Annotated in this window: 17 protein-coding genes; 8 read left to right on the top strand and 9 right to left on the bottom strand. The window is 65.2% G+C overall.

Features of this window, described 5'->3' with window-relative positions; all coding sequences use genetic code 11:
- Positions 1 to 107 precede the first annotated feature (107 nt).
- Positions 108 to 656 (bottom strand): ribosome biogenesis factor YjgA, encoded by a 549-nt coding sequence (gene yjgA, locus F455_RS0100625; RefSeq protein WP_018971317.1) that lies wholly within the window; start codon positions 654 to 656, stop codon positions 108 to 110.
- Positions 657 to 694: 38 nt separating this feature from the next.
- Here yjgA and pmbA point away from each other — a divergent pair, with 38 nt between their 5' ends.
- Both pmbA and F455_RS19210 read left to right on the top strand, forming a co-directional pair.
- Positions 695 to 2062 (top strand): metalloprotease PmbA, encoded by a 1368-nt coding sequence (gene pmbA / locus F455_RS0100620; protein ID WP_018971316.1) that lies wholly within the window; start codon positions 695 to 697, stop codon positions 2060 to 2062.
- 113 nt (positions 2063 to 2175) lie between these two features.
- The gene (locus F455_RS19210; RefSeq protein WP_018971315.1) at positions 2176 to 2634 is read left to right on the top strand and encodes a DUF4870 domain-containing protein; all 459 of its coding nucleotides are present in this window, start codon (positions 2176 to 2178) and stop codon (positions 2632 to 2634) included.
- 36 nt (positions 2635 to 2670) lie between these two features.
- Here F455_RS19210 and F455_RS0100610 read toward each other — a convergent pair whose 3' ends face one another.
- The 5 genes from F455_RS0100610 to tilS form a co-directional block, all read right to left on the bottom strand.
- On the bottom strand, positions 2671 to 3576 hold the full coding sequence (locus F455_RS0100610; RefSeq protein ID WP_018971314.1) for a hypothetical protein: 906 nt from the start codon (positions 3574 to 3576) through the stop codon (positions 2671 to 2673).
- Positions 3573 to 5000 carry a glycosyltransferase family 2 protein gene (locus F455_RS0100605; RefSeq protein WP_018971313.1) on the bottom strand — a complete coding sequence of 476 codons (1428 nt, stop codon included), beginning with the start codon at positions 4998 to 5000 and terminating at the stop codon, positions 3573 to 3575. Before F455_RS0100605 ends, F455_RS0100610 begins: the two co-directional genes overlap by 4 nt.
- A gap of 158 nt (positions 5001 to 5158) precedes the next feature.
- On the bottom strand, positions 5159 to 6067 hold the full coding sequence (gene ispA / locus F455_RS0100600) for a (2E,6E)-farnesyl diphosphate synthase (RefSeq protein ID WP_018971312.1): 909 nt from the start codon (positions 6065 to 6067) through the stop codon (positions 5159 to 5161).
- A gap of 157 nt (positions 6068 to 6224) precedes the next feature.
- The gene (locus tag F455_RS0100595) at positions 6225 to 6473 is read right to left on the bottom strand and encodes an exodeoxyribonuclease VII small subunit (protein ID WP_018971311.1); all 249 of its coding nucleotides are present in this window, start codon (positions 6471 to 6473) and stop codon (positions 6225 to 6227) included.
- Positions 6474 to 6543: 70 nt separating this feature from the next.
- Complete coding sequence (tilS, locus tag F455_RS0100590) at positions 6544 to 7836, bottom strand: tRNA lysidine(34) synthetase TilS (protein ID WP_026292925.1); 1293 nt, start codon at positions 7834 to 7836, stop codon at positions 6544 to 6546.
- A 43-nt stretch (positions 7837 to 7879) separates the two neighbouring features.
- On the opposite strand from tilS, the gene folC reads away from it, so the two are divergent.
- From folC to F455_RS0100560, 6 genes are all read left to right on the top strand, one after another.
- A complete protein-coding gene (folC, locus tag F455_RS0100585; protein ID WP_018971309.1) occupies positions 7880 to 9190 on the top strand; it encodes a bifunctional tetrahydrofolate synthase/dihydrofolate synthase in 1311 nt (436 codons plus the stop codon).
- Between the two features lie 135 nt (positions 9191 to 9325).
- Complete coding sequence (locus F455_RS0100580; RefSeq protein ID WP_018971308.1) at positions 9326 to 10351, top strand: SPOR domain-containing protein; 1026 nt, start codon at positions 9326 to 9328, stop codon at positions 10349 to 10351.
- A 13-nt stretch (positions 10352 to 10364) separates the two neighbouring features.
- Positions 10365 to 10934, top strand: coding sequence for a CvpA family protein (locus F455_RS0100575; RefSeq protein WP_018971307.1), 570 nt, complete (start codon positions 10365 to 10367; stop codon positions 10932 to 10934).
- A 95-nt stretch (positions 10935 to 11029) separates the two neighbouring features.
- Positions 11030 to 12508, top strand: coding sequence for an amidophosphoribosyltransferase (gene purF, locus F455_RS0100570; protein WP_018971306.1), 1479 nt, complete (start codon positions 11030 to 11032; stop codon positions 12506 to 12508).
- A 113-nt stretch (positions 12509 to 12621) separates the two neighbouring features.
- Positions 12622 to 13422 carry a ferritin-like domain-containing protein gene (locus tag F455_RS0100565; protein ID WP_018971305.1) on the top strand — a complete coding sequence of 267 codons (801 nt, stop codon included), beginning with the start codon at positions 12622 to 12624 and terminating at the stop codon, positions 13420 to 13422.
- On the top strand, positions 13419 to 14609 hold the full coding sequence (locus tag F455_RS0100560) for a hypothetical protein (protein WP_018971304.1): 1191 nt from the start codon (positions 13419 to 13421) through the stop codon (positions 14607 to 14609). Before F455_RS0100565 ends, F455_RS0100560 begins: the two co-directional genes overlap by 4 nt.
- 1326 nt (positions 14610 to 15935) lie before the next feature.
- Here F455_RS0100560 and F455_RS22310 read toward each other — a convergent pair.
- The 3 genes from F455_RS22310 to F455_RS19195 are packed head-to-tail and all read right to left on the bottom strand — an operon-like array spanning position 15936 to position 18372.
- Positions 15936 to 17183 (bottom strand): glycosyltransferase, encoded by a 1248-nt coding sequence (locus F455_RS22310; RefSeq protein WP_026292924.1) that lies wholly within the window; start codon positions 17181 to 17183, stop codon positions 15936 to 15938.
- Between the two features lie 23 nt (positions 17184 to 17206).
- Entirely contained in the window at positions 17207 to 17644 is a 438-nt protein-coding gene (locus F455_RS19200; RefSeq protein ID WP_018971300.1) for a DUF2304 domain-containing protein, read from the bottom strand.
- A complete protein-coding gene (locus tag F455_RS19195; protein ID WP_033408876.1) occupies positions 17641 to 18372 on the bottom strand; it encodes a glycosyltransferase family 2 protein in 732 nt (243 codons plus the stop codon). Before F455_RS19195 ends, F455_RS19200 begins: the two co-directional genes overlap by 4 nt.
- Positions 18373 to 18431: the final 59 nt, after the last annotated feature.

Here is an 18431-nt window from a genome sequence, read left to right as displayed (position 1 = left end):
GGGGCGCGAGCCTAATCCGGCCTTGCCTGTGAATCCTGGTCTGGAGCGAGAGTTTTTGGGCTGAAAACGAAACGATTTGGACCAGCTGAATAGCATTCGTTACGCGCTCAGCCTTTCCCTCTTTCGTCCATCGCTTCACGCAGCGCGCGGAACAACTCGCGTGCTGCGTGAGGCGGCTTGTTGCGCTCACGCTCGATGCGCGCCTGACGCGCGAGGGTACGCAAGTGCTGGCGGTCGGCCTGCGCGTGCAGAGCGATGAATTCGTTGAGCGTCTCGTCGTCGCCTTCGAGCAGGCGGTCGCGCCATTGTTCGACGCGATGCAGGGCCGCGGCTTCGCGGCGGATGTTGTTGCGGTCGTGATCAAGCGCGGCGCGGATGGCGTCGACGTCGACATCATCGAGCTTGCGCATCTGCTTGGCGAGGAATTGGGTCTGCCGCTTGCGCGCGATCTGCTGCGTCACCGCGCGCGCGCGCCGCACCTCTTCGAGAAGATCGTCGCCCAGCGGGACCTGGCCAAGCTGGGCATCGGTCAGATCGACCAGCGCCTGCGCGAGCTTGAGCACGTCCAGCGCCTCGCGGCGCAATTGGCTGCGGCTGGGGCCTTCATCGTCTTGTTCCGGCCCGGATGGATTGAGTTCGTGCTCGCCGATCTGCATATAACAGATAATAGCCGATCGAACTAAGGAACTGCCGAGTGAACGTCGCAATCCAGGATTCCCCAGTCGCATCTCAGGACGACAGTGTTGCCCAGCTCGACCGCCTCGCTTCGCTTGCCGAGGACGTGATCCGCCGCTGCCGCGCGGCCGGCGCGAGCGAGGTCGAAGTCGGCGCGAGCATCGACTCGGGGCTTAACGTCGGCGTGCGTCTGGGCGAGGTCGAAACCGTCGAGCATTCGCGCGACCGCGGCTTCGGCGTGACTGTGTATTTCGGCAAGCGCAAGGGCTCGGCAAGCACGGCTGATCTCGCGGCCGATTCGATCACGAAGACGATCGAGCAGGCTTGCGCGATCGCGAAGTACACCGAGGAGGATCCCTGCGCGGGGCTCGCTGATCCGACGCGGCTGGCGAAGGATTTTCCCGATCTCGATCTCTGGCATCCATGGCGCGTCGACCCACACGACGCCATTCGTCTCGGCATCGAGATCGAGGCGGCGGGGCGTGCCTACCGGGGCATCACCAATTCGGAAGGTGCCTCGGTACAGGCCGGCGAGTCGCTGTCGGTGCTCGCCACCTCGGCCGGCTTTGTCGGCCGCGAGCGCGGCACGCGGCACATGTTGTCGTGCGCGCTGATCGCCGGTGACGAGGCGGGCATGCAGCGCGACTACTGGTACGAATCGGTGCGCGCCGAGGGCGATTTCGGCGATCCGGCCGCGATCGGGCGCAAGGCGGCCGAGCGCGCGCTGGCGCGCTTGGACGCGCGCGAGTTGACCACGCGCGAGGCGCCCGTGCTGTTTGCGCCGGAAGTCGCGCGCAGCCTGATCGGTCATCTCGTTTCGGCGGTGTCAGGCGGGGCGCTCTATCGCAAGTCGAGCTTCCTCCTCGATCATGCGGGTAAAAGTATACTTCCACAATTCGTCGACATCGTGGAGAAACCGCGCCTGCCGCGCGGGCATGCGTCGGGCAACTTCGATGGCGAAGGCGTGGCGACTGGCGAACGCCCCCTGGTTCGCGCCGGCGTTCTCGAACGATACGTACTCGGCAGCTACTCGGCGCGCAAGCTCGGCCTCGAGTCGACCGGCAATGCGGGCGGCATCCACAATCTGGTCGTCAAGACCGGCGAAGACGATTTTGAAGCGATGCTGCGCAAGCTCGGCACCGGCCTGCTCGTCACCGAAGTGATGGGGCAGGGCGTGTCCATCGTCACCGGCGACTACTCGCGCGGCGCTTCGGGCTTCTGGGTCGAGAACGGCGTGATCGCGTATCCGGTCGAAGGCATCACGATTGCGTCCAATCTGAGCGAGATGTTCCGCGGCATCGCTGCGATCGGCGCCGATGTCGATCCGCGCTCGCATGTGCTGACCGGATCGATCCTGGTCGAGCGGATGACGATCGCCGGACAATAGCCGGCGCGGCAGATGCAGCGCACGCTCGTGAATTCAAGCATGACCTTCGGGGCTTGCTCTCGCCGCGGGTCCGAACCAAACTGGTCGCGCCTTCAACCACGCAGGAGATTCGCATGAGCGTTCCGCCGAACGACGTTCCTCCGAGCAACGGTCCCGCACCGAACGACATCGTAACTCCGCCGCCGGCACCCTCCGGTACGCCGAGCGCGGAGGAGCGGCAATGGGCAATGTTCGCGCACCTCTCCGCGCTCCTCGGCGCGATCGTCACCGGACACATGTTCGCCTGGGGCTGCTTCATCGGTCCGCTGGTGATCTGGCTGATCAAGAAGGACACGCTGCCCTTCGTCAACGATCAGGCCAAGGAGGCGCTCAATTTCAACATCACGCTCGCGATCGTCGGTTTGGCGCTGCTTGTGCTCAGCATCATCACGCTCGGCCTCGGCCTGCTGATCGCGATTCCGGTCGGCATCATCGCCGGCGTCGCCTGGCTCGTGCTGATGATCGTCGCCGCCGTCAAGGCCAACGAAGGCGTGGCCTACCGCTATCCGATCAGCCTGCGCTTGATCAAGTGATTGCACCGATCCGCGGTCGCGCAATGCGGCCGCGGGTCAACGGAAAGGCAGCACGAACTGGGCATTGACATAACGGTACGCGTACGCGTAGCCCGTGTTGACCGGTGTATTCGTGTAACCGGCATCGATCTTCGCGTACCAGGCGCCGCGTTTGGGCGACGTCCAGCCGATCTCGGCGAGTTTGGTCGCCTGCCAATCGCGATCCGAGGCGCGCTGGCGGCCGTAGCCGAGCGCGAGACGGAATTGATTGCCGCCGTAGAACCTACGCAACTGCAAGGTGGGAATCCATTCGCCGTACCAGCGCGGGGAAAAGTAGTCGTACTCGTAGGGATGTGAGTCGCGGAACCAGCGTGTGCGCAGTTGCGCGCTGATGCCCCAGTCTTCCGACAGCACGTAGACGAGGCGGCCTTTGAAGATCGCGCGTGTGTTGGCGCCGCTGAAATCCTGCACGGCAATGAGGCCGGTGCCGCTCCAGTGCGGGGTGAAACTGAAGTCCTCGGCGATGCCGAGCAGGGTGTAGTAGATGCCTTGCGTCGTTCCCCCGCGCGTCTCGACAATGTCGCGCTCGAGGAAAACATCGTCGCGGCCGCCGTCGGCATGCTCGCGGAAAATTTCCGCGTTGCCGAGCCAGGTATGGCCGTCACCGCCGAGCAGTGCGTTCCATTTCCAACTCGTGCCGCCGCCGTTGTCGTGACTGTCGGCATAGTCGAAATAGAGGCGGTTGTAGCCAGCGTCGAAGCCGGGCCCTTCATAGCGTGCACGCTGCGCGGCGATGCCGAGATAGTGCTCGGGGTCGCGAAAGCGGAAATCGAAACCGGCGAGTTGCTTGAAGGAATCGAAACCCGCTCCGTCCGATGAGTAGAAGGTCTGCGCGTCGAGCGCCGGCGTGGCGCGCAGCGTCGTCGTCAACGCGAACAACAGCAGGCATAGGCAGCGCTTCATTTGGTGCCCCAGGTCTTGCGCATTTTGAAAAATTCCTTGACGTAGCCCCATACGCACACCGGCTGCAGGATCAGCGTGTAGGCGACGGCGAACAGGAAGAAGCCGCGCCAGCTGCGGCGCACGCGTAGGCCCTGGCGGCGGAACATGCGCGACTGGCGGTCGAAGATGACGACGTTCCAGAACGCGGCCAACGGCAGCACCGCGAGCGTCATCGGTCCGGCGATGTAGAAATGGCCGAAGCAGGCGAGCACAACGCCGGGGATGAAGGCGCAGGTGTAAACCAGATCCATCGGCAGAAACAGCAGGTTCCACCAGATGAACAACGTGGTCATGCGCCAGTGGAAGAGCAGACGCCAGTGGCGCTGGAATGCCTCGACCAGACCGCGTGACCAGCGTTGCCTCTGCCGCGCGAATTGCTTGACCGTCTCGGGCACGTTGGTGAACAGGCAGGCGTCCTCGCAGTAACCGATACGATGGCCTTGTTCGAGAATGGACCAGGACACGACGATGTCTTCGCCGACGCATTCGGGCCAACCACCGACCGATTCGAGCACCTGGCGCGTGTAAACCGAGAACGCACCCTGCGCAACGAGCGTGCCGTGATACATGCTCTGCATGCGCTTCACCGCGGCGATGCCGTGGAAATAGTCCCATTCCTGCATCTTGCAGATCAGGTTGTTGCGCGAGTTGCGCACGAACACGGCACCGGCGACGGCGACGGTGCCCGGCGGATCGCTCATGTAACGGTCGATCAGGTGGCGCAGCGCCGAACGATATAGCCAGGAGTCGCCGTCGACGGTGGCTACCAGCTCCGCAGTCGAGTGCGCCAGGCCGTAGTTGAGCGCCGCTGCCTTGCCGCCGTTCTTCGGCATCGCGAGGACGCGCATGCGCAGACGCTCACGCTGCAGCCCGATTGCCGTTCTACGCGCGATGTCGAGGCTGGCGTCGGTGGATCCATCATCGATGACGATGATCTCGAGCAGCCCCGGGTAGTCCTCGTGACTCAGGCTGATGAGCGTATCGCGGATGCTCGCGCCCTCGTTGTAGCAGGCAACGAGCACGGTCACCGGTGGATAGCGCATCGCCGTGCGCCGCTGCGGCCGGCGGTCGGCGAGGATCGTGCCGACGAGAAACGCGTTCATGAAGCCGGGAAAGTAGGCGATGAACGCGATCACGAACAGCGCCAACGGCCACCCGAGCACGCGCGAAAGCTCGCGCAGCCAGGGCAGCGAAAGGCCTATGCTGAGCAAGGTCCACGCGAGCGAGCAGCCGAGCACGATGAAGTACTTCGTGCGCACAGTGAGATAGAAGGCCTTCGGCGGATCGGGGCGTTCCGCCACCGGCCAGGCATGCTTGCGCAGCTCGTCGGCAGCACGGGCGACCCGATCGGGATCGGCGCGGGTGAAATCAAGGGGAGAAAGCATGCGAATGAAACTGCGCGGTTGCGGTGCCGGCCCGAATGCAATGGGGTCGGGCGACGAGGCTTCTGACCGCACCGATTTAAGGGTTTAATAAAATGTGAAATCTATCACATTTTATCAGAATGCCGAATCGGGCAAAGCGAGTTTTTTGCCGGGGCAGGTTACGAGCCGCGTTCGGCGATGAAACGGGCCAGCTCGCCCAACATCGCGAATCGCTCGCCGAGCGGGGTGATGGCATCGAGCGCCGCACGGGTCAGTTCGGCGAGATGCGCGCGCGCGCCAGCCATACCGAGGATGGCAGGGTAGGTCGGCTTGTTGTCGGTGGCGTCCTTGCCGGCGGTCTTGCCGATCGTCGCCGCATCACCCTCGATGTCGAGGATGTCGTCGCGGATCTGGAAGGCGAGGCCGATCGCGTGGCCGTAATGTTCGAGCGCGGCTAGCACGGCCGCGTCGCGACACCCGGCGGCGAGCGCGCCGAGGCGTACCGAGGCGCGGATCAGCGCGCCGGTCTTGTACATGTGCATGCGCTCGAGTTCGGCCGGGGTCAGCGCTTTGCCGACCGCGGCGAGATCGAACGCCTGACCGCCGGCCATGCCATGCGCGCCGCAGGCAGCGGCGAGCGTGCGCAGCATCTCGACCTGATTGCGCGGATCGGCCCGCAGTCGTGGATCGTCGGCGAGCACTTCGAAAGCCAGCGCCTGCAGCGCATCGCCGGCGAGGATCGCCATCGCTTCGCCGAACACCACGTGGCAGGTCGGGCGGCCGCGGCGCAGGTCGTCGTCGTCCATTGCCGGCAGGTCGTCGTGGACCAGCGAGTAGGCGTGGATGATTTCGACCGCGCAAGCCGAGGAGTCGAGTGCCTCGGGCGCGGCCTCGAATGCGTTGCCGGTGGCATAGACGAGTACGGGACGCAGGCGTTTGCCGCCGCCGAGCACGGCATAGCGCATGGCTCGGTGCAGTTCCAGCGGCGGCGCGTCCTCGTGCGGCAACGCATCGGCGAGGGCTGCATCGGCGCGCGCGCCCCACAGCTGCAATGCCGCAATAGCGGCGCTGGCGGAATCGGCGGACACTTGGAAGTAAGTCAGAATCTATCCTTAAAGCGTAGCGAGCGACGAGAATTTGTGCGTCGCCGGAGCGCAGGAACCGGAGTGTACATGTCAGTACATGAGGATTCCGAGCACCGCCGGCGCGCAAATTATCGAGCGCAGTAGCTCTAAGGACAGATTCTTACGGCGTTTGCGGATCGAAGTCTTCGGCGCTCTCCGGCGCGGCCGGGTCGCGCAGCAGCTTGACCCGCAGCTGTGCCTCGTCGAGCGCGCCCTGGCAGCTACGGTATAGCGCGATGCCACGCTCGAAGGAGTGAAGGGATTCGTCCAGGCTCATCTCGCCGCCTTCCATGCGCGCGACAAGTTTTTCCAACTCGTCGAGCGAGGCTTCGAATTCGGCGATCTTGTTCGGTTCGGCGGTCTGCGACATGGCGTGCAAGCTAGCGCAAGCACGTTGCGGAATCAATGCGGCGTGACGGGAAATGTCGTCCCGCACAGCGTCAAGGGGCGGCGGGAGGATCGAAGCGGATGCGTGTGCCGGAGTCGACCAGGGCGCTGTTGAAAAACAGATCGCCGACCGCGATCAGCTGGCCGTCGCGAAAGACCAGCGGGATATGCCCACGCAGCCATGGCGGCATGCCGGCTTCCTGCAGCAGCAGGCGCAATTCGCGCGTGTGCGCCGAGCCGGCGGGGCGGATGCGTTCGCCGCCGCGGCGATAGCGCACGACGAGTGGCGGCTCGAACTTCTGTGGCGGGGCGAGCTCGAGCTGGCCGCCGGCGGGCAGCGGCAGTGCGCCGCTGCCATCCCATTGGGTTTCCCAGTCGACCGGAACGGCCGGCAGCGGGCGCAACGCGTAAAGCAGATGCCGGTAGCGGCGCAGCTCGCTGTCGCCGAAGGTCACGCAGGGCAGGCGGTCCTCGCCGGAATCGCGCAATTGGCGTTCGAGTTCGGCGACGTGGAAATGCGCGGGTTCGTCGAGGCGCAGCTCGCGCAACCACAGGCGCAGCACCGGATCGCGCAGCGCATCGGGCAGCGCGAGCCAATCGCGCCAGAACAGCGTTGCCGGATCGAGGCCTTGCATTTTCGCCAGTGCCTTGCGCGCCTCGCCGTCGATGAAATCCGCCGCGCTGCGCGCCCAGACTGCGCTGTGCGCGAGCGCGGCGTCGGCATCGCGCCAGCGCCTGCGCAGGCGCGGCAGGATGTCGCCGCGCAGGAAATTGCGCCGCAACGTCATGTCGGAGTTGCTCGGATCGTCGAGCCAATGCAGTTCGTATTCGTGCGCGTAAGCGAGCAAGGTCGAGCGCGATTCGGCAAGCAGCGGTCGCCACAGGTATCCCGCGCCGAAACCGCGCAGGTCGCGCATGCCGCCGAGTCCCTCCGGACCGGCGCCGCGCAGCAGTTTGAGCAGCACGGTTTCGGCTTGGTCGTTGCGATGGTGGGCGAGAGCGAGGATTTCGCGGGGAAGCAGCAGGCGCGCGAACGCGGCCCGACGCGCCACGCGCGCCGAGTCCTCGAGACCGGTGCCGCGACTGCGCTCGACTTCGACGCGGACGACGTCGAGCGCGACGTCGAGTTCCGCCGCCACCGCGCGGCAATGCTCGGACCACGCTGCGCTGTCGGCATGCAGGCCGTGATCGACGTGGATCGCACGCAAGCCGCGCGCGCGTGCGGACGCGCTGCGCGCGAGCGTGTGCAACAACACGCTAGAATCCGCGCCGCCGCTGTAGCCGACCGCCAGCGCGCCGGGCGGCAGCTTGGCGAGGGCGGAATCGAGACGGTCGCTGAGAGACAACTGCGGCATCCCGCCATGACGCCAGAGAAGGGGCGAATTTGCAATGACTCCACGCAGTCTCGACGAATGGTTGGACTACCAGCAGCGCGTGCACGCGCTCGGCGTCGATCTCGGCCTCGCACGCGTGCGCGAGGTGTGGCGGCGCATGGACGCGCCGCGCATCGCGCCGGTCGTCGTCACCGTTGGCGGCACCAATGGCAAGGGTTCGACGATCGCATTCCTCGAAGCGATGCTGGCCGCGGCCGGCAAGCGCGTCGGCTGCTACACCTCGCCGCATCTGCTGCGCTACAACGAACGCGTGCGCGTCGCCGGCACGGATGCCGACGATGCAGTGCTCGTCGAAGCGTTCGAGCGCATCGAATCCGCGCGCCTGGAACAGGCGGACGACCCGGTCACGCTGACCTACTTCGAATTCGGTACGCTGGCCGCATTGTGGATTTTTGCCCATGCCCGCCTCGATGTCGCCGTGCTCGAAGTCGGCCTCGGTGGCCGCCTCGATGCGGTCAACATCGTCGATGCGGATGTGTCGATCGTGACCACGATCGCCCTCGACCACGAGGATTGGCTCGGTCGTGATCGCGAGCAGATCGCGCGCGAGAAGGCCGGCATCTTCCGCGCTGGACGCCCTGCCGTGATCGGCGACGCCGATGCACCCGCTGCGCTGGCGCACAGCGCGCACGAAACCGGCGCGACGATTTTCCAGGCGGGGCGCGATTATCATTTTGAACCGGCCGCGCGAGGTTGGCGTTGGCGGGCGCACGGGCGCGAGATCGCGCTGCCCGATCCCGAGCTCGCCGCGCCCGTGCAGCGCGCGAACGCGGCTGCGGCGATCGCCGCGTTGCACGTGCTGCGTGATCAGCTTGGCGTCGACGATGTAGCGCTGGCTGCGGGCGTGCGCAGCGCGCACGTGGTCGCCCGCCTGCAGCGTTTCGTGAAACCCGGCGCGGCCGAACTCGTGATCGATGTCGCACACAATCCGCAGGCGGCCGAGGTGCTTGCACGCTGGCTCGCGCAGACTCCCGCCGGTGGACGCACGCTGGCCGTGTTCGGCGCGCTTGCGGACAAGGACATCGCCGGTATCGTCGCGCCGCTCGCCGCGCGGATCGATCGCTGGTTCGTTGCCGGCCTTGATGCGGACACGCCGCGCGGACTCGCCGCGCCGGATCTCCTCGCGCGCATGGATGCCGCCGTCGCGCCGTTGCGGCACGAAGTCTTCGGCGATGTCGCCACTGCGCTCGATGCAGCGGTCGCGCAGGCGCAGGTGCGGGATCGTATTCTTGCGTTCGGTTCGTTCCATGTCGCCGCGCCCGCGCTGGCCTGGGCCGCGCGCAACGACTTCACCGCCGCAACCTGAGGTGAACGATGCGGGCGCATGCCCGCGGGTTCGGCGCAGGCAGTGGCTATAATCGGCGACACTTGGTCTTTCTTTGAAGAGACCGGCTTGGATGGCTGGCCTAGTTTCGGTCGGGAAGGCCGATGGAGATAACCTATGGATTCTGCCTTGAAACAACGCCTGCTCGGCGCGGCCGTGCTGATCGCACTGGCGATCATCTTCGTGCCGATGTTCTTTTCCGGTACGCCGCCGAAAGCGGATGGCACGACGACGCAGAATCTCAGTATCCCGCCGGCACCCGAGCGCAATTTCGAGACACGCAATCTCAGCGTCGATCCGCCGAAACCCGGCGCTGCACCGACTCCGGCGCCGAGTGCGCCACCGGCGACCGCAGCCACTTCCGGCGACAAGCTCGCCACGGTCGACACCGGTGCGCCGGCGAGCTTCGAGGCCCCTGACAGCGCGACCCGACCGGCACCGGCGGCGAAGCCGACGACCGCATCCGCGAACGCACAGACATTGCCGGCGACTCCCGCGCCTGCGGCCCCGACTCCCGTGCCGCCGCCCGCGCCGGCCGTGGCGACAGACGGGCGTTTCCTGGTCAATCTCGGCGTGTATGCCGATGCGGGTCACGCGAGCGCACTCGTCGACAAGTTGAAGAAGCTCGGTTATCCGGCATTTGCCGAGACCACGGATTATCAGGGCAAGCCCGCGCAGCGCGTGCGCGTCGGGCCGTATACCGAACGCGCATCGGCAGAGAATGTGCGCCTGAAGATCAAACAGATCGATGCGAAGCTGCCGAGCGGCATCGCGCAGACCGCGGATCCGGATCAGCCCACCGACAAACCCGCCGACAAGGCCGGGGCAGGCGAGGCGAAGCCGGCGGCGGCAAAATCCGCGGCAGCGGAACCGGCTGCGCCGGCGCCGAGCCTGCCGGCGAATCGCGCCGGCGCTTATGTAGTCCAGGCTGGTGCGTTCAAATCCGAGGACGAGGCGAACAAGCTGCGCGATCGGCTGCGCAACGGCGGCGTCGCGGCGTTTGTCGAGAAGTCCGGCGACGGCGAGACGACATTCTGGAAGGTGCGCGCCGGTCCTTACGCCGATCGTGGCGGTGCCGACGCGGCCGTGTCGACGCTCAAGCAGAAGTTCCAGCTAGCGGCGATCGTCAAAACCCAGCCGTGATCGCAGCAGCCTCATGAACTGGGCCGACTACGTCATCATCGCCGCGCTCTGTCTGTCCGTGTTGATGGGGTTGTGGCGCGGTTTCCTTGGCGAGGTGCTGGCGCTGGCGGTGTGGTTCGTCGCGATATGGGTCGCCTGGACGCTAGGTCCGCAGCTTGCCGCATCGCTGACCGCGGTCAGTCTGCCGTCGGCGCGCATCGTGCTCGGCTATGCGCTCTGCTTCATCGCCGTCCTGATCGCCGGAGCGATCGTTGGATTTTTCCTGCGCAAGTTGGTCGCGGGCAGCGGTTTGAGCGGTACCGATCGTCTGCTCGGTGCTGCGTTCGGCCTTGCACGCGGCCTGGCGCTGGTGACCCTGGTCGTGTTGCTGCTCGGCTTCACGCCGTTCCCGCGCGATCCGTGGTGGCATGAATCACGCGTGCTTCCGAGCTTCCAGCAGGCTGCGCAATGGGCTTCGGCGCACATGCCCGTTGAGGTCACGAAATATCTCGATCTGCGCGGATTGCTGCCTCAGCCGCCGCAAAACGATGGCAAAAAGGCGGCTCCGAACGGGCATCCGGTTCCGATGCCACTGAACAGCTAACAAAACTTCGCTGGAGTTTTGGTAAAATTGCCCCACGTTGTTCCGCGCCGAATGGCCTCAGCTTCTCCCCTCTCCATTCCCGAGTTGTATCCCTCATGTGCGGAATCATCGGTATCGTCGGTAAATCCGAAGTCGCTTCGGCGCTCTACGACGGCTTGACCGTGCTCCAGCACCGCGGCCAGGACGCGGCCGGCATCGCCACGATCGATAATGACAAGTTGCGCCTGCACAAGGGCGCTGGCCTGGTCAACGACGTGTTCGGCCGCGACAGCATGCTCAAACTGCGCGGCAACATCGGCATCGGTCATTGCCGCTATCCGACCGCGGGTTCGGAAGCGGCTGCCGAAGCGCAGCCGTTCTACGTCAACTCGCCTTACGGGATTGCGCTCGGACACAACGGCAATCTGATCAATACCGTCGAGTTGCGCCGACAGATGTACGAGGAGGATCGTCGCCACATCAACACCGAGTCCGACTCGGAGGTGCTGCTCAACATCTTCGCCCACGAGCTGCAGATCCAGGAGCGCCACGCGCTGACACCGGACCACATCTTCAAAGCCGTCGCCGGCGTGCACGCGCGCGTGCGCGGTGGCTATGCCGTGGTCGCACTCGTGCTCGGCTACGGTGTAGTCGCGTTCCGCGATCCGCACGGCATCCGCCCGCTCGTACTCGGCGAACGCGATACGGCCGAAGGACGCGAGTACATGGTCGCCTCCGAATCGGTGGCGATGGACATTCTCGGTTTTCGCCTCGTGCGCGACGTCGCGCCGGGCGAGGCCGTCCTGCTCACCGAGGATGGCAAGCTGTTCAGCCGTCAATGCGCCGAGGGCGCGCTGCACGCGCCGTGCATCTTCGAATACGTCTATCTCGCGCGGCCCGATTCGATGATCGAAGACGTGTCGGTGTACAAGGCGCGCCTGCGCATGGGCGAGCGCCTCGCCGAGAAGATCAAGCGCCTGCGGCCCGACCATCACATCGACGCGGTGATTCCGATTCCCGACACGTCGCGCACCGCGGCGAGTTCGCTCGCGCAGGTGCTCGGCGTGCCGATGCGCGAAGGTTTCGTCAAGAACCGCTACATCGGCCGTACCTTCATCATGCCCGGGCAGAGCGAGCGCGTGAAATCGGTGCGACGCAAGCTCAATCCGGTGCACCTGGAGTTCCGCAAGAAAAACGTGCTGCTGGTCGACGACTCGATCGTGCGCGGCACGACCTCGAAACAGATCGTGCAGATGGCGCGCGACGCCGGTGCGCGCCAGGTCTATTTCGCCTCGGCCGCGCCGCCGGTGCGTTTCGCCAACATCTACGGCATCGACATGCCGGCCGCCGCTGAACTCGTCGCGCACGGCCGCACCGAAGACGAAGTGCAGCAGTTCATCGGTGCGGACTGGCTCGTATACCAGGACCTCGAGGATCTGATCGCCGCCGTCGCCGACGGCAACGAGGAGATCAAGCACTTCGACACTTCGTGCTTTTCCGGCGAGTACGTCACCGGCGTCGACAGCACCTATCTGCGCGAACTCGAATTCGCGCGCGCGGACGAAAATAAGGCGCAGCGGCGCCATGTGTCGTAATATCACCGCACAGGGATAAACGGCTTCACACGAAGACGCGAACAGGATGAGGCGTACCCTCGCTGTTTCGTTCCACGTCTTCGTGCAAGCAGATCTTCCAGTAGCGAACGGATATGGACGTTTTTGCTTTGGCCGAAGCTTGCCTGTCGGCGACGAGCGTCGAGGACAAGCTCGCACGCAGCAGCGCAGCCGCCGCATCGATCGCGACCGGCGATTTCTCGACTGAAACCCCGGTCGAGCCCCAACCGATTGCGCAGCCAGGCAGGCCGTCGCGCCCTCGGCTGGTTCCTCCGCGCAAACTGCCGCAACGCGGCCTGAGCAGTGTCGAGGGTCGCGCCGCCCTCGTCCACGCAGTCGCGCACATCGAATTCAATGCGATCGACCTCGCCTGGGATGCGATTTACCGTTTCCGCGGGATGCCAGGCGAGTACTACCTCGATTGGGCGCAGGTGGCCGCCGACGAAACGCGCCATTTTCAAATGCTGTCCGCGCGGCTGGCCGAGATGGGCCATGCCTATGGGGATTTCGATGCGCACAATGGCCTCTGGGAAATGGCGGTAAAGACGTCTGGATCCTGTCTCGAGCGCATGGCACTGGTGCCGCGTGTGCTCGAAGCACGCGGACTCGACGTGACGCCGGGCATGATCGCGCGCCTGCGCGATGTCGGCGATCTGCGCACCATAGAGATTCTCGACGTCATCCTGGCTGAAGAGGTCGCGCATGTCGCTGCCGGCTCGCGCTGGTTCGCCTGGTGTTGCGCACGCGAAGGAGTCGATGCGCAGGCGACGTTTGCGCACCTGGTCACAGAATATGCGCGCTTCGTATTGAAGCCACCGTTCAACGAAACGGCCCGCCGCGCGGCGGGGTTCAGCGAAGAGGAAATGAACCGCTTGATGGCACAATCCGCCGCATGATCCGCCGTCTCGTCCTGATCCCCGTGCTGGCCGCGATCTGGGTGGTGTTGTTCGCCTGGGCGGCCGGCGTGCCATGGGACGCGCCGTGGACAGCGCATGAGCACTTGGCGTTGTCGGGGCGCGATTTCCAGCTACAGCTCGGCGAGGGCACGATCGAGCTGGACAAACTGGTGATAAACGCCTTCGATACGCGTGGAAACGGATTGCAGACGGCGAAGTTGACGCACGTCCGCGCGGAGAAATATCCCGTACTGCGCTACCGCATCACCGATTTTCCAGACGTGCTCGAACTGGCGCTCGTGTTCCGCCGTCGCGATGCGCGGGATGACGTACAGACCATCTCGCTGCCGAAGCCTGGGAATGGCGAGGTCACGGTCGATCTGACCCGATTCGAGGAATGGCGCGGAGAAATTATCGAGCTGGGATTTGCCGAGTATGCGACGGCGCAACTGGTTCCGCCCAGCATGATTGCTTCGTTCAGCCCATTCCGCATCGAATGGGCACAATTGCAGACGCCGGCATGGGATAGCCTTCTTGCGCGCTTGAGCAGCGATTGGTTCGGCTATCGGCCCTGGTCGTTGCAATCGATCAACACCATTGGTCCCGGGAACGGGACGCTGGGTCGTTCCTGGATGATGCCGATACTGGTACTCGGGGCGCTGCTCTCTGGGCTTGCTGCATGCTTGTTGTTGCGCTTGTCCCGTGGACATGCCGCCGCAGTGATGTGCTGTATCGCCGGAGCCACTTGGATCGGTCTCGATCTGCGCTGGCTCGAGGATTTATTCGACAAACATCAAGTCATCGAGACCATCTACGCCGGCAAGCCTTGGGCGCAGCGATATGCCTTGCAACCGGACGAAGCGACGCCGCGGGTTGCCGGCGATGTGGCGCGCATCGCCGAGGAGCAAGGCGTCAAGCGCGTACTCGTCGACTCCAGTTCTCCTTTCACGTTGCTACGGCTGATCTATTTCCTGCTGCCGCTCAATACAGCGCCGCTGGAGCAGGCGATGAGGGAGACCTCGGGAACAGTGCCATCTGGCGACGTGCTGATTGTCGTGTACGCCGGTGACTGGAAATACGACAAGGCGACTGGACGGTTGGACAACGGAGAATTGACCATCCCAGTCGAGCCTGTCTACGAAAAGGAGGATCTTCGCGTTTTCCGATCGCAGGGGCTCGATCCATGAGCTGGGCCTACCTCATTGCCTGGCTCTTGCCTATGTCGACCGGCGCGGCCGCATACTTGGCGATCAGTCCGCAGCGCACACCTGGCTGGCACGCTAGCGCCGTCGGCTACGGCTTCTTCGGCGGTATGTTGTTCGTTGCGCTGGCTGCTTCGATTGTCGCGTCTGCCGACATGGCGCAAGCGAATGTGCATGCAGGGCTTTGCCTTCTTGTTTTGCTTGCCATCGTCGCCGCGGTCGCGTGGCGACGGTGCGGCCCAAGCGGGGTCGCATCGGCCGCGGGCGCAACCCCGTTGCCGCGCTGGCAACAAGTCGCGCTTGGCGCGCTGCTGGCATCGCTCGTCGTGCGCGCCGCGATCGTTGCCCGCGAGATCTGGCTGCGACCGCTCTACCCCTGGGACGCCTGGTCGGCCTGGGCGGTAAAGCCGAAGACCTGGTTCCTGCTCGGTCACTATGTGCCGTTCGTGTCGATGCCGGAGTGGTTGCATTCGATGCAAGGGGATTTGTATACCGAAGTCGCCTGGCACTATCCGAACGCGCTGGCGTGGATCGAAGTCTGGTTCGCGAGTGCCGCCGGTGGCTGGATCGAGCCGCTGATCAACCTACCCTGGCTTGGCCTGTGGACCGCATTGCTGCTGGCCCACTACGGGCAGTGGCAGGCACTCGGGCTGAGCCGCGCGCGGGCACTGGTCGCGGTATACGCATTAGGTTCGTTGCCGCTGCTGTCGGTGCACGCTGCGCTTGCCGGCTATGCGGACTTGTGGGTGGCCACCGCCTTCGGTTTCAGCGTGCTGTCATGGATGCGCTGGCTGCGGCAAGGCGAGAGGAGCCAGTTTTGCCTAGCCGTGTTTTTCGCGCTCGTGCTGCCCTGGCTCAAGATGGAAGGTTGGGTGTGGGCAATCTGCCTGCTGGCCGCGTTCGGCTTCGGTGCGTTGCCGAAGCGCTGGCGTTTGGCGGCGGCAATCGGTGGCGTTGTGCTGTTCGTGGCGCTGATTCCGCTCGGCGGCCTGCGCCTGTGGTGCATGCATGCCGGGGTGATGAACGCGGACGGCAGCCTGGCCATGTCCGCGCTGGGACCTCTCGCGCTCATCCTCGATCTGAAATGGCAGCCGGGGGCATTGACCGGAGCGGCCGAAACTCTGTTCGCGCAACCGAACTGGCATCTGCTCTGGTGGCTGACTCCCGTCGTGTTGGTGTGGCGGTGGCGGGCGCTGATTTCGCAGGACTGGCTGCGCTTGCCGGCACTGCTGCTCGGCATTTGCGCCGCGTTGTTGTTTATCCTGTTCCTGTTCACCGGCGCGTCGGCTTGGGCGCAGAGTTACACGGCGATCAACCGTCTCGTTCTTCAGATCGTGCCCGCGTGGGTGACGGTGCTGGTGCTGCTGCTGCGGGATACCAATTTTCCGGCAGCAGTGAGCGGTACAAATCCAGCACGCGATCCGCGCAGCGATCCAGCGTGAATTCGGCCCGCCAGCGTGCTTGCCCGGCTTCGCCGAGGCGCGCGCGCAGCGCTGCATCGTCGCCGAGGCGGCGAATCGCCGACGCAAGCGTCGCCGCGTCGCCTGGCGGGACGAGCAGGCCGCTGGCACCGTCGGCGACGACGTAGCCGACACCCGATCCTCCGATCGTTGTTGCTATCACCGCCAGGCGCGCACGCATCGCCTCGAGCAGGACGACGCCGAAGGCTTCGGTGCGCTCGATCGACGGCAGGCAGAATACCTGGGCCTGCGCATAGGCCAGGGCGAGCTGCGCGTCGTCGACGTGGCCGGCGAAACATACACGATGCTCGATGCCCAGCTCGCGCGCCAGCGCGCGCAGGCCGGCCTCGCATTCGCCGCGGCCGATCAGGAGCAGGCTCGCTTCCGGCGTGAGCGCGAGTGCGCGCAACAGCACGTCGAAACCCTTGTAATAGCTCAGGCGGCCGACGGCGAGCAGGCGCAAGCCCGTGCCCGGCCATGCCGTGGATTGTGCAGAAGTATCTTTTGCCGCAATTTCCATTTTTTCAACGCTGCTGTGGTCCGGCGGCGACTCGCCGATCCCCAGCGGCACGACATGGGTCTTGCTGCGCCAGGGCGCAAGCGCGACGCTCGTGTCGCGATACGGCGCCGAGGTCGCGATGATCGTATCCGCGCGTCGCAGCAATGCCTGTTCGAACGGGCGGTAGAGCGAGTACATCGCGCGCAGCGCGGGACGGCGGACGTCGAGCGGCACGTCGGCATGCCAGTGCACGAGCCAGGGCAGGCGCCGTGCGGCGGGTGTGAGTAGGGCCCAGAACGCCGAAGTATTTGGCACATGCAGGTGCAGCAGATCGGGTGCGAACTCGCCGATCAGGCGTGAAAGCAGCAACGGAAACGAGGGACTGACCGGTGCGTACAGCAGTTGGCCGTGGCATGCGGCGAGGCGTACTTCGACACCGTCATTGCGGAAGCTCGTTGCCCTGCCGTTCCCGGGTGAAGCATGCGCGAGCATCATTACGTCGACGCTGCGCGCGGCCAGCGCGGCGCACAACTCGGCGCTGAAGCGTTCGATGCCGCCCGCGTAGGGCGGATAGAACTTGCCGATATGGAGTACGCGCACGATTCTGCGTCGCGTCCCGCGCCTCAGCCTTCGCCGCCGGACTTGGGCAACACGATCACCTGTGCGCTTTTGCGGGGCAGCGCAGGTTCCACCGCGGGAGGCGAATCCAGAGCGGCGAGTTTTGCGCGCGCTTCACCCAGTTCCTGGTCGAGGATCGCCAGACGCTGGGTCAGCCGGCGCAGCGTGCGTTCCTGGCGCGAGCGGTCGACGTCCATCAGCAGCATACGAATCAGGATGAGGCCCATGCCCAGAATGATGGCGAGAATCGGCGGATAGGCGATGCCGATGAGCTCGCCGAGCCGATCGACCAGATGCGGGAATACGCCGACGAGGAGTGTCGCCGCGGCGACGACCAGCCACCACAGCGCATAGCTGCCGTGCAGGTGATCGCGGCGCACGAGATAGAGGATCACGCTCGCCAGCGCGATGCCGATTACTGCGGAGACAAGGATGACCATCATGCTCTCGCCCCTGCGCGCGCGGGCACGCGCTGCGAAATGCGCCCGCGCACGTCCAGGCGGGCGAAACAGAGCACGGTTGTGTGCAGCATGTAGCGCGCGACGACGAACCACGAGGCGAACACGCGCGACATGCCCGACTTGCGCGGCGACATGACCGTCGGCAGTTCGCGCAAGCGGAATCCTTTCTGGTACAACAACATCAACACTCCCATGTCCTGGTAGTCGAGCAGGCTTGCCTCGCGCGAAGCGAGCGCGCGCGCCGCGCGGCGGCTGTAGGCGCGCAGGCCTGAGGTGAAATCCTGCACCGGCAGGCCGGTCAAAAGGCGGAAATACCACCAGGCCACGCGTTTGGCTACCGACAAGCGCTGGGTGTAGGTGCCGATCACGACGTCGACCTCATCCTGCTCGAGCGCGGCCAGCATCGCCGGCAACGATTCCGGATGGTGTTGGCCGTCGGCATCGAGCGTCACTACCGTGGCATAGCGGTTGCGCTGCGCGTAGCGCATGCCGGTTTGCGTCGCGCCCCACGCGCCGAGATTCAGCGGTAGGTCGATCACCGCCGCGCCGGCGGCGCGCGCCTGTGCGGAAGTATCGTCGGAACTCGCGTCGTTGACCACGACCGCATCGCAGACCGCGTGCGCAATCACCCTGCGCACGATCTCAGCGACTGTCGCCGCCTCGTTGTAAGCGGGGATAACCACAAGCACAGGCCGGCGGGGCTTATTCAAGGCGCGGGTCCTTACTGCTTGAAAATCAAGACATTATCCCGGCCGCCGATCCGGGCTGT

Source organism: Rudaea cellulosilytica DSM 22992, assembly GCF_000378125.1.
Classification (GTDB): Bacteria; Pseudomonadota; Gammaproteobacteria; order Xanthomonadales; family Rhodanobacteraceae; genus Rudaea; species Rudaea cellulosilytica.
This window is presented reverse-complemented; position numbering and strand designations above follow the sequence as displayed.

Excerpts from the sequence above, each read along its gene's own strand:
- yjgA (WP_018971317.1), bottom strand. The coding sequence starts at position 656 with ATGCAGATCGGCGAGCACGAACTCAATCCATCCGGGCCGGAACAAGAC.
- F455_RS19210 (WP_018971315.1), top strand. The coding sequence starts at position 2,176 with ATGAGCGTTCCGCCGAACGACGTTCCTCCGAGCAACGGTCCCGCACCG.
- F455_RS0100610 (WP_018971314.1), bottom strand. The coding sequence starts at position 3,576 with ATGAAGCGCTGCCTATGCCTGCTGTTGTTCGCGTTGACGACGACGCTG.
- F455_RS0100605 (WP_018971313.1), bottom strand. The coding sequence starts at position 5,000 with ATGCTTTCTCCCCTTGATTTCACCCGCGCCGATCCCGATCGGGTCGCC.
- F455_RS0100595 (WP_018971311.1), bottom strand. The coding sequence starts at position 6,473 with ATGTCGCAGACCGCCGAACCGAACAAGATCGCCGAATTCGAAGCCTCG.
- folC (WP_018971309.1), top strand. The coding sequence starts at position 7,880 with ATGACTCCACGCAGTCTCGACGAATGGTTGGACTACCAGCAGCGCGTG.
- F455_RS0100580 (WP_018971308.1), top strand. The coding sequence starts at position 9,326 with ATGGATTCTGCCTTGAAACAACGCCTGCTCGGCGCGGCCGTGCTGATC.
- F455_RS0100575 (WP_018971307.1), top strand. The coding sequence starts at position 10,365 with ATGAACTGGGCCGACTACGTCATCATCGCCGCGCTCTGTCTGTCCGTG.
- purF (WP_018971306.1), top strand. The coding sequence starts at position 11,030 with ATGTGCGGAATCATCGGTATCGTCGGTAAATCCGAAGTCGCTTCGGCG.
- F455_RS0100565 (WP_018971305.1), top strand. The coding sequence starts at position 12,622 with ATGGACGTTTTTGCTTTGGCCGAAGCTTGCCTGTCGGCGACGAGCGTC.
- F455_RS0100560 (WP_018971304.1), top strand. The coding sequence starts at position 13,419 with ATGATCCGCCGTCTCGTCCTGATCCCCGTGCTGGCCGCGATCTGGGTG.
- F455_RS19200 (WP_018971300.1), bottom strand. The coding sequence starts at position 17,644 with ATGATGGTCATCCTTGTCTCCGCAGTAATCGGCATCGCGCTGGCGAGC.